At 70.1% G+C, this 8,561-nt stretch carries 10 protein-coding genes and 1 pseudogene; 7 read left to right on the top strand and 4 right to left on the bottom strand.

Annotated elements, in window-relative coordinates; all coding sequences use genetic code 11:
- Positions 1-108: 108 nt before the first annotated feature.
- Positions 109-687 carry a helix-turn-helix domain-containing protein gene (locus ABZ027_RS42645; protein ID WP_356778417.1) on the bottom strand — a complete coding sequence of 193 codons (579 nt, stop codon included), beginning with the start codon at positions 685-687 and terminating at the stop codon, positions 109-111.
- 216 nt (positions 688-903) lie between these two features.
- On the opposite strand from ABZ027_RS42645, the gene ABZ027_RS42640 reads away from it, so the two are divergent.
- Positions 904-1,719: an oxidoreductase gene (locus ABZ027_RS42640; RefSeq protein ID WP_356778415.1), complete on the top strand. Its 816-nt coding sequence runs from the start codon at positions 904-906 to the stop codon at positions 1,717-1,719.
- A 204-nt stretch (positions 1,720-1,923) separates the two neighbouring features.
- Here the strand turns inward: ABZ027_RS42640 and ABZ027_RS42635 are convergent, their stop codons facing one another.
- Positions 1,924-2,127, bottom strand: a complete 204-nt coding sequence (locus tag ABZ027_RS42635) for a cold-shock protein (RefSeq protein WP_356778413.1) — start codon at positions 2,125-2,127, stop codon at positions 1,924-1,926.
- Between the two features lie 196 nt (positions 2,128-2,323).
- Here ABZ027_RS42635 and ABZ027_RS42630 point away from each other — a divergent pair, with 196 nt between their 5' ends.
- The 3 genes from ABZ027_RS42630 to ABZ027_RS42620 all read left to right on the top strand — a co-directional run bounded on the left by ABZ027_RS42630 (position 2,324) and on the right by ABZ027_RS42620 (position 4,170).
- Positions 2,324-3,553: a cytochrome P450 gene (locus ABZ027_RS42630; RefSeq protein WP_356778411.1), complete on the top strand. Its 1,230-nt coding sequence runs from the start codon at positions 2,324-2,326 to the stop codon at positions 3,551-3,553.
- Between the two features lie 221 nt (positions 3,554-3,774).
- A complete protein-coding gene (locus ABZ027_RS42625) occupies positions 3,775-3,969 on the top strand; it encodes a hypothetical protein (protein ID WP_356778409.1) in 195 nt (64 codons plus the stop codon).
- A gap of 30 nt (positions 3,970-3,999) precedes the next feature.
- Positions 4,000-4,170 (top strand): hypothetical protein, encoded by a 171-nt coding sequence (locus ABZ027_RS42620; protein ID WP_356778407.1) that lies wholly within the window; start codon positions 4,000-4,002, stop codon positions 4,168-4,170.
- 155 nt (positions 4,171-4,325) lie between these two features.
- Here the strand turns inward: ABZ027_RS42620 and ABZ027_RS42615 are convergent, their stop codons facing one another.
- Both ABZ027_RS42615 and ABZ027_RS42610 read right to left on the bottom strand, forming a co-directional pair.
- On the bottom strand, positions 4,326-5,405 hold the full coding sequence (locus tag ABZ027_RS42615; RefSeq protein ID WP_356778405.1) for a type I phosphomannose isomerase catalytic subunit: 1,080 nt from the start codon (positions 5,403-5,405) through the stop codon (positions 4,326-4,328).
- Entirely contained in the window at positions 5,402-6,241 is an 840-nt protein-coding gene (locus ABZ027_RS42610) for an SDR family oxidoreductase (protein WP_356778403.1), read from the bottom strand. The genes ABZ027_RS42615 and ABZ027_RS42610 overlap by 4 nt, the downstream gene beginning before the upstream one ends.
- Positions 6,242-6,669: 428 nt before the next feature.
- Here ABZ027_RS42610 and ABZ027_RS42605 point away from each other — a divergent pair, with 428 nt between their 5' ends.
- The 3 genes and pseudogenes from ABZ027_RS42605 to ABZ027_RS42595 all read left to right on the top strand — a co-directional run.
- On the top strand, positions 6,670-7,533 hold the full coding sequence (locus tag ABZ027_RS42605; protein ID WP_356778401.1) for an ANTAR domain-containing protein: 864 nt from the start codon (positions 6,670-6,672) through the stop codon (positions 7,531-7,533).
- A gap of 467 nt (positions 7,534-8,000) precedes the next feature.
- Positions 8,001-8,318 carry an SCO5918 family protein gene (locus ABZ027_RS42600; protein ID WP_356778399.1) on the top strand — a complete coding sequence of 106 codons (318 nt, stop codon included), beginning with the start codon at positions 8,001-8,003 and terminating at the stop codon, positions 8,316-8,318.
- A gap of 151 nt (positions 8,319-8,469) precedes the next feature.
- A pseudogene (locus ABZ027_RS42595) lies at positions 8,470-8,561 on the top strand (hypothetical protein); the annotation flags it as partial.

Here is an 8,561-nt window from a genome sequence, read left to right as displayed (position 1 = left end):
CCCCAGGCCATGCACTCGACAAGGGGAGGTAGTCATGCCAACTCCGAAGGCCGGTAACCCCGTTGCGGGGCTACGAAGACGGTAATGGGGGGGGCGGGCGGGTGCGGCTCAGTCGCGTGGTCCCGCACCGTGCAGCAGCGTGTCGACGATACGGGTGGCCAGCGCGTCCGGATTCTCTGCATCCGGGTCTTCGTGGGCGCCGGGCCCGTGCAGAGCCTCGCCGATGAGGGCGTAGTAGACCCGCCGTGTCCACTCCAGATCTGCCGCGGGATCGAGAAACCCCTCACGCTGGGCTCGGGCGAGAAAGGTGAGAGACCGGGCGTTGATCTCGGCCCAGACATCCTTGGCGACATCGTTCTGCGCCAAGGGGTTGCCGAGCGTGAACTGCCAGGCGCCCTTGACCCGCAGCGTGTTCGCGGTAGCGCGGTGCAGCGCGACCAGTGGCGGAGCAGTGTCCAGGTGGGCGTCGTCGATGGCGTCGGTGAGCTGCTGCTTCGCAGAGGCGGCCAGCGCCTCGATGAGTGCCTGCCGGTTCGCGAACCGCCGGTGCACGGTCGTCCTGGCCAGGCCCGCAGCCTCGGCGATCTGTTCCATCGGCGCGCCGGGATCCTCGGCGAGCACCCGCTCGGCCGCCTCCAGGATCGCGCGCACGCTGCGTTCGGCATCAGCCCGCAGAGCTCGCCCCATGGCGTCTCCCTCCCCGTCATCGACTCCTGCTACCCAAAGAAGGTACTCCCAAGCTTCACCTTATCCATAAACCGCGACATTAGAGTTGCAGATAAGTCCAGAACGGGTACTCTTGAGATGCGGTTACGGTCAGAGGGCCGACGGAAGGCGCGGCGATCCAGGCTCCGCGAAAGCCGCAATTCGTTGTTGACGTGATCAAAACCTCAGGAGTCCATGATGACCACGAAACGACCTGTAGCACTCGTGACAGGCGCGTCCTCCGGCATCGGAGAGGCGGCTGCCCTCGCCCTCGTCGAAGCGGGTTTCGACGTGATCGGAACCAGCCGGAACACCGCGAAGGCCGCCCCCCGGGACGGCGTGACGTTCCTGGACCTCGACGTGAGCAGTGACGCCTCGGTCGCCACGCTGGTGCAGCAAGTCATCGACCGGTTCGGTCGCATAGACGTCCTGGTCAACAACGCCGGCATCGGCTCGTCGGGCGCCACAGAGGAAAGCTCCCTGGCGCAGCACCAGCGCGTCTTCGACATCAACGTCTTCGGCGTCATCCGCCTGACGAAGGCCGTCCTGCCCCACATGCGCGCCCAGGGCCGTGGCCGCATCATCAACCTGTCGTCGATCTACGGGTTCATCCCGCAGCCCTACATGGCCGCCTACATCGCGTCCAAGCACGCGGTCGAGGGGTATTCCGAGTCCGTGGACCACGAGGTCCGTGAGCACGGCGTGCGGGTCCTGCTCGTCGAGCCCGGCGGGACCAACACCGCATTCGAAGGCAACCTCGTGCAGCCCGACACTCCGCTGCCGGTCTACGCGAAACAGCGGCGCATCGTCGACCACGTGGTCGCCGAGATGGTCACGGGCGGCGACGCCCCCGCCGTGGTCGCCCAGGCCATCGTCGCGGCGGCCACCGCACGCAAGCCGCGGCTGCGCTACACAGCCGGCCCGTTGGCCCGGCGCCTCAGTCTGCTGCGCCGCGTGGCTCCCGCCCGGGTCTTCGATCAGCAGATCCGCAAGTTCAACAAGCTGGCGGGCTGACACCTGCCGCAGCCCCGATCCCCTGAGTAAGCAGGGGTTGCCCCGGCCCTCGCGTCGACGGCCCTGCCAGTCCAGGCACAGGACGGTGGCGTCATCCCTGGGAAGGGTCGACCACCGGCCTGCTTTCACATCAACTGCATGAATGAGGCGGCCGCCGGACCGGCAACCGCCTCACTCCACGCTTACCTGCCCGTCAGCCGCCCCTCAGCCCCGAACGATGTTCTGTGCCTGCGGCCCCTTCTGCCCCTGGCCGATGTCGAACGTCACGTGCTCGCCCTCGGTCAGCTCGCGGTACCCGCTGCCGTTGATCTCGGAGTAGTGGGCGAAGACGTCCGGACCCCCGCCGTCCTGCTCGATGAAGCCGAAGCCCTTCTCGGAGTTGAACCACTTCACGGTGCCGCTGGCCATACCGTCGATCCTTCGTTCATGCCTGGGAACAGCCCGTGAAACCGGGCGACTCCGGCTCTGCAATCGCACGAGCCTTAGCCGTTCTACCCCCGACCACCCCGATTATCCGACTCGCATCCGACTGAGGACACACCGTGGCCTTCTGGCCGCTGAACCGTGCCGGTGTCGGGGAAGCCGTCGCGGGAACTCCAGGGGCATGAGCCCCCACCGACTGGTCCCCGAGTCCCTGGCCCTCCTGACCGAGGGTTACGCCTGGCTTCCCGACCTGATGCGCGCCGAGGGCGACACCGCGCTGAACCTTCGCGTCCTGGGGCGCCCGGCCCTGGCCATGCGGGGTCCCGAGGCGGTCCGCTTCTTCTACGACGAGGATCACGTCCGGCGCCACGGCGCACTCCCCGGCCCGGTGTTGAGCACCCTCTTCGGTCACGGCGCGGTCCACACCCTCGACGGCGCCGTCCACCGGCAGCGCAAGTCGTTCTTCCTGCCCCTGCTGGAGACCGACGCGGTGACGGGCTCGGCCGAGCACATCACCACCGCCTGGGACGAGTCCGTACCGCACTGGCGACAGCAACCGGACGTGGTGCTCTTCGACGCCGTCGGCCGGGTGATCACGCGCGGTGTCTGCCGCTGGGCCGGCGTCCCCCTCGCCGAGGACGAGGAGGGACCGCTGGCGCGGGACCTGCTGGCCATGGTGGACGGTTTCGCCACGGCGGGCGCCCGGCACTGGCGGGCCAGGCGAGCGCGCACCCGTCAGGAAGGGAGGTTCGCCGACCTCGTCACCGAGGTGAGGTCCGGGACGGTCCAAACCCCGGCGGATTCCGTGCTGGAGCGCGTCTGCCGCCACCGCGACGCCACCGGCGCCGAACTGACGCCCAGGATCGCGGCGGTGGAGCTGCTCAACGTCATCCGCCCCACCACGGCGCTGAGCTGGTTCGTGGCCTTCGCGGCACACGCCCTGCACCGTTGGCCCGAACACGGGGAGCGGCTCCGTACGGACGAGGCGGGGTTCGCCACGGCGTTCGCCCACGAGGTCCGGCGGTTCTACCCCTTCGCGCCCTACCTGGGCGGCCAGGCCGTCACCGACCTGACCTGGCAGGGCCGCCACGTCCCGGCCGGCGGCCTCGTCCTGCTGGACGTCTACGGTCAGAACCACGACGAACGCCTGTGGAAGGACCCGTACTCCTTCCGCCCCGACAGGTTCCTCGACCATCCGCCCGGCCGGGACGAACTGATCCCGCAGGGCGGCGCGGACCCACGGACCGGACACCGCTGCCCCGGCGAGGCCATGACCGTCGGCATCCTGGAGACGCTCTCCCGCCGCCTGGCCGACCTGAACTACGAGGTTCCGCCGCAGGACCTGACCATCCCTCTGGACCGCATCCCCGCGCGGCCGCGCAGCGGAATGATCATCCGAACCCTCGCGTAGCACGGTCACGGATGCGCGTGCGGCCGCCCGACCCTGTACCGCAGGCGTCGCGGAAACTCGCGGCGAGCGGCGAGTCCGCCCAAGGGTCGGCGGCTGTCGAGTCGCTCGAGGGCGGGTCCCCGAGGCGAATGTCTCGGCTGAACGTTTGGGGCAGCGCCCGTGAGCCACCCGTGTGATCGGTAAGCGTTTTCGGTGCGCAAGTCGAGCAAGGAGGAGAGCCGATGTCGAACCCGCAACAGCCCGAACTGCGGCGCAGTGACAAGGGGGCGGGCACTCCGCAGGACAGCCAGGCCCGCAAGGCGGCACAGCCCGGCCACGGAAGCGGCGGCCCTGCCCATGGCACGGATCGCGGCGACAAGGGCGGAGGGGAAGGCGGCGGTACGCCTCCCGAGCAGCAGCCGGACCACCCGGCCTGAGCCCGCCGCAGCAACGAGCGAGGAGAAGTCGTGACCGTACCCGAGGAGAATCGCCCGAAGACGACGTCCACCGGCGACGTCGTCGAGTCGCCTGGTGCCGAGACCACCGGAGTGCAGGGCGACGGCGCCACCGGCCGCACCATGCGGGAGGCGATGGAGGAAGCCGGGCTCAGCCCGGACGACGTACGCGACAAGTCCTGAGGACGTCGGCAAGCCGGCCCGCCGGCCGCGGGCGGGGCCCCGGCACCGCACCGTCCCCGCCCGCCCGGCCGACCACGGTCCTACGGGGCGGGCCCCGTCTCGGCAGTCACAGAAGTCTCCCTGTCCCCGCACGCGGGCGCGAAACCGGCTAGGTGTCAGGCTGACGGTGCGATGAACTGCCGCAGGAGAGGCAGCGGGTATCCCGCCGCGAGCAACGGGCCACGAACATCGCGGTCGAGGTCGGGCAGGTAGCCGATCAGGACGTCGGCCGGTCCGGTGATCTCGACGTCACCGCACGTCGCGGGCAGCAGGAGTGTCTCCGCGCGGCCGAGTTCTTCGTTCCATGTGCCGGTCCGCACCCGTACGGGGGCGCCGACGTTCGTCAGGATCTGCGCCGTGGTGAAGGCGTGCCGCAGAGGTGCCGCGGTTCCGGCACGCCAGCGTTCGAGCGCGAAGTACGGGCCGGCACACAGGAACACCCGCTCCACCGCGTCTGAGACGGCGATGCTCAACCCGGGGCGGAAGTCGGGTCGGGCCTCCAGGTCGGCCTGCCGCATCAGCATGTCGAGGTTGGACCGGTGTTCCTCCTGGCCCACCGGGGAGCCGTCCTCCATCTTCCAGCGCATCGCGTGCTGCTGGATGTCGGACGTCTGCTCGATCTCGTAGACGAGGGTGTCGGGCCCGAAGCTGTGCAGTGTTCCACCCGGCACGTAGAGGGTCTCGCCCGCGCGCACCGGCAGACGGCGCAGCACCGCGTCGAAGTCCTGCGTCTCCAGCGCGGCACGCAGTCGGTCGGCCGTCACCCCGTCCTTGACGCCGCACAGGGCGGTCGCGCCGGGGGCGGCGTCCAGGATGTGCCAGGCTTCGGTCTTCCCGTTCGGCTGCCCTTCCAGGCGCTTGGCGGTCTCGTCGTCGGCGTGCAGGTGCACGGGCAGGGTGCCGGTCGCGTCGATGAACTTGGTCAGCAGGGGGAAGCGCGTACCGCGGAAGCCGGCGCCCATGAGGGCTTCGCGGTGGTCGGACAGCACCTGGCGCAGGGACCGGCCGGCCAGCGGACCGTTGGTCACCACACTGCGGTTGCCTTCGACGTCGCTGCATTCCCAGGTCTCCGCGACGCTCCAGTCCGGCAGCCCCGTCTTGCCCAGGCGGCGGGCGATCGCATGGCCGCCGAACACCAGGGGCTTCGCCGTGACGGTCAGCCGCAACGGGTACAGGGCCGTTCCCCCGGCGCTCACAGGATCGGCTGTCCGCCAGTGACGGCGACCCGGGCCCCGGAGACGTAACTGGCCTCGTCGGACGCGAGCATGACGTACACCGGCGCCAGTTCGGCCGGCTGACCGGGCCGGCCCATGGGTACCTCCGCTCCGAAGCTCTCGACCTGCTCGGGCGGCATGGTCGCGGGGATGAGCGGCGTCCAGATGGGGCCCGGGGCGACGCTGTTGGCGCGGATGCCCTTCGACGCCAGCATCTGGGCCAGCGAACCGACCATGTTGGCGATGCCGGCCTTGGTGACGTCGTACGGCAGCAGCTGCGGCGGCGGACTGTCGGAGTTGACCGAGGTGCTGCCGATGATCGCCGATCCCGGCCGCATGTGCGGGACGGCGGCCTTGGCCAGGTGGAAGAACGCGCTGAGGTTGATCGCCAGCGTGCGGTCCCACTCCTCGTCGGGAATGTCCGTGAGGGACTCGCGCGTCATCTGGTACGCGGCGTTGCTGACCAGCACGTCGACCCGGCCGAACTCCTCGACGGCCTTGTCGACGACGGAGCGGCAGTGCGCCGGGTCGGCCAGATCCCCGGGCACCGGTACGCACGTGCGGCCGGCCTCCCGTACCCACCGCGCGGTCTCCTGCGCGTCCTCGTGCTCGTCCAGGTAGGAGAGGAGGACGTCCGCACCCTCACGGGCGTAGGCGATCGCCACCGCACGCCCGATCCCGCTGTCCCCGCCCGTGATCACCGCGGCCTTGCCGGCCAGCCGTCCGGATCCCCGGTAACTGTGTTCACCGTGATCGGGCCCGGGCACCATCTCGGCGGTCACACCGGGCGGGACTTGCTGCTGACGAGGCTGGGACATCATGGCTCCCGTGACGACTCGGGCTGGGCGAGGGCCGGTGCCGACGTCAAGCGGACCAGCACCCGTTGGACAGATCGGCGAGTACCCTGCTTCCGGCACGCACACGGCTGGTGGGGCGCGAGATCACAAGCCACCGTCCATACCGGTCGCGCACCCGTCGCCGAGGTCCTCCCACATGGCGATGTGCTCCTTGAATCGGTCGGACACCGCGCCCCGCCACTTCCGCCTTCGTCGGCCGGCGAGGGCCCGGACGGCTGGGGTCATCGGCCCGCGGCCCATGCCCGCCCTCCGGGAACGGGCCTTGCGTTTCCGCCGGATCGATCTGGTTAGGCTCGTCTGGAGTGCTTGGGAAGCAGGTACGGCCGCGGCGGCTCAGCAGGGCCGGTTGCGGTGTCCGCGCTGTCTGCCGTGCCGAACGGAGCCCATGTATGACTCAGCTGCCCGAGCACCCGGCGGGAGATTTCCCGGCCGTCGACGCTGCCCGCAGTCCCGAGAAGGAGACTCAGCCCTGGCAGCAGGAGGATCTTGACCTGCGCAACCGCCTGTACGGCCACGCCGGGGTGGCCCGTGCCGAGGACCTGCTGCTGAAGCGCTACGGCCTGGCCTCCACGGAGGAAGCGTTCGCCCTGTTGAGGAGCACCTCCCAGCAGTTCAACATCAAGCTCTCCACGCTCGCCGACGCCGTGGTGCGCACGCCGGCTCCGGATCAGGACTCGCGGCTGTGGTTCCCGAACCGGGCCCGCTACAGCGCGCCCCGCGTTCCCGGTCTGCCGGTGGAGCACGGCAGCCACAGCAGTCAGGGCGCCGTCCTCAAGGCGGTCCTGCACCGGGTGCTGTCCATCACGCAGACACCGATGGGCAACGTCCAGCTGGCCGAGAGCGGCCGACTGAGCCTGGCCCGGCACACCGGGCTCAACAAGTACTTCACCGACTTCTTCGCCTTCGTCGACGCGCCGACCACCGCATGCGCGCAGGCGGCCGCCGAGCGTCGGCAGGTCACGGTACGGGACGTGGCGACCGAGGCCGTGTTCGACGAAGACTCACGCCACGCCGTCCTGCAGGCGGGCAGCCGCGCCGTCCACAGCGTCCCGCTCGTCGACCGGAAAGGCGTGCCGTTGGGGATGGTGTCCTCCCACCACGAACGGCCCCTGGCCGGTTTGACCCACGCTCAGCTGGCGGCCCTGCAGCAGACCGGCGCCGACACAGGCCGCTGGTTGTCCTGGCACTGGTACACCATCGTCCTGGACGCCCTGGAACGCCTCCACTTCACGGCCGGCGGCGCGCTCGACTGACCCGGCCCGTCGATTACTCGGGCCGCCCGAGAGGTCTGCAACTTGGTCAGAACGGGTATCCGGCGTCCCCCGTTATAGGGGCGTCGGTGATACGGCGAAGCACCTCCGGGACGGCCTGGCGAATCCTCTGTGCGCGGTGGGTTACGACGGCGCGCAGTGCCCAGGGCCGGCTGTTGAGCTGGGCATGACCCAGTGGCTCGTCGCCCGGGAGGTGAATTCGTGGACGTTCACGCTTCCGACACCCACGGGATTCGGTAGCTGCCCGAAGGCGCGGGCGCAAGCGCGACTCCATCGAGACTGCTGCGGTGATCGCTGGTTCAGTACAGCACCGCCGACCACGCACGAGCTCGTCAGCGGTGCCCTACCGGTGGTCGACGAGCAAGGCAGCGCTCTGGGCATCCTCGCCCTCTCCCCCTGAAACGCCCACCCCCGGTCGGACCGTTCTCCCCTTCTCCCTGTGAGGCCACATGCGCTGCGTCATCGCCCGCTTCCCCTTCGAGCTCACCAAGGGCGGCGTGCTGGAATCGATGAAGGGCGTCAAGCCCGAACCGGTCACCGGCCAATCGGTGATCATCGGCCGCCGCCACTACCCCGTCAAGCAGGTCGGCCAGGTCATCACGCGCCAGGACCGCCGTGACTTCAGCGCCGCCGAAGTCCTGCGGGCCATGGCCCAGCTCGGCTTCACCTGCCGGGCCGTTCCCGAGGCAGCGCCCCTGGGCATTCTCAGCCCGATGCAGCACGCTTCCGCGATGCTCGGCACCCCCCGTCACGGTCTGACCGGGTAGACAGACACGAGCCGACACCTGAGCAGCGGTGTGGGCCCGACCGGTACGCCGGTCTGCCTGGAGGACACCGTCGACGCGGCGGTCGGCCGTGGCGCCGTCGCGCTGCCCGAGTTCGCCGACCTCGACGAGTACCGCCGAGATGCCCCGGCTCGGCACCGAGGCCCAGAAGCGGGAGTGGTTGCCGCGTCTGTGCTCCGGCGAGACGCTGGGCGCGTTCGGCCTGACCGAGCCGGACGGCGGTTC

It is taken from the genome of Streptomyces sp. NPDC006332 (assembly GCF_040612855.1).
GTDB lineage: Bacteria > Actinomycetota > Actinomycetes > Streptomycetales > Streptomycetaceae > Streptomyces.
The sequence above is the reverse complement of the archived record's forward strand: the minus strand, read 5'-3'. Positions and strand labels throughout refer to the sequence as shown.

Excerpts from the sequence above, each read along its gene's own strand:
- ABZ027_RS42645 (WP_356778417.1), bottom strand. The coding sequence starts at position 687 with ATGGGGCGAGCTCTGCGGGCTGATGCCGAACGCAGCGTGCGCGCGATC.
- ABZ027_RS42640 (WP_356778415.1), top strand. The coding sequence starts at position 904 with ATGACCACGAAACGACCTGTAGCACTCGTGACAGGCGCGTCCTCCGGC.
- ABZ027_RS42610 (WP_356778403.1), bottom strand. The coding sequence starts at position 6,241 with ATGTCCCAGCCTCGTCAGCAGCAAGTCCCGCCCGGTGTGACCGCCGAG.
- ABZ027_RS42600 (WP_356778399.1), top strand. The coding sequence starts at position 8,001 with ATGCGCTGCGTCATCGCCCGCTTCCCCTTCGAGCTCACCAAGGGCGGC.
- ABZ027_RS42605 (WP_356778401.1), top strand. The coding sequence starts at position 6,670 with ATGACTCAGCTGCCCGAGCACCCGGCGGGAGATTTCCCGGCCGTCGAC.
- ABZ027_RS42630 (WP_356778411.1), top strand. The coding sequence starts at position 2,324 with ATGAGCCCCCACCGACTGGTCCCCGAGTCCCTGGCCCTCCTGACCGAG.
- ABZ027_RS42625 (WP_356778409.1), top strand. The coding sequence starts at position 3,775 with ATGTCGAACCCGCAACAGCCCGAACTGCGGCGCAGTGACAAGGGGGCG.
- ABZ027_RS42635 (WP_356778413.1), bottom strand. The coding sequence starts at position 2,127 with ATGGCCAGCGGCACCGTGAAGTGGTTCAACTCCGAGAAGGGCTTCGGC.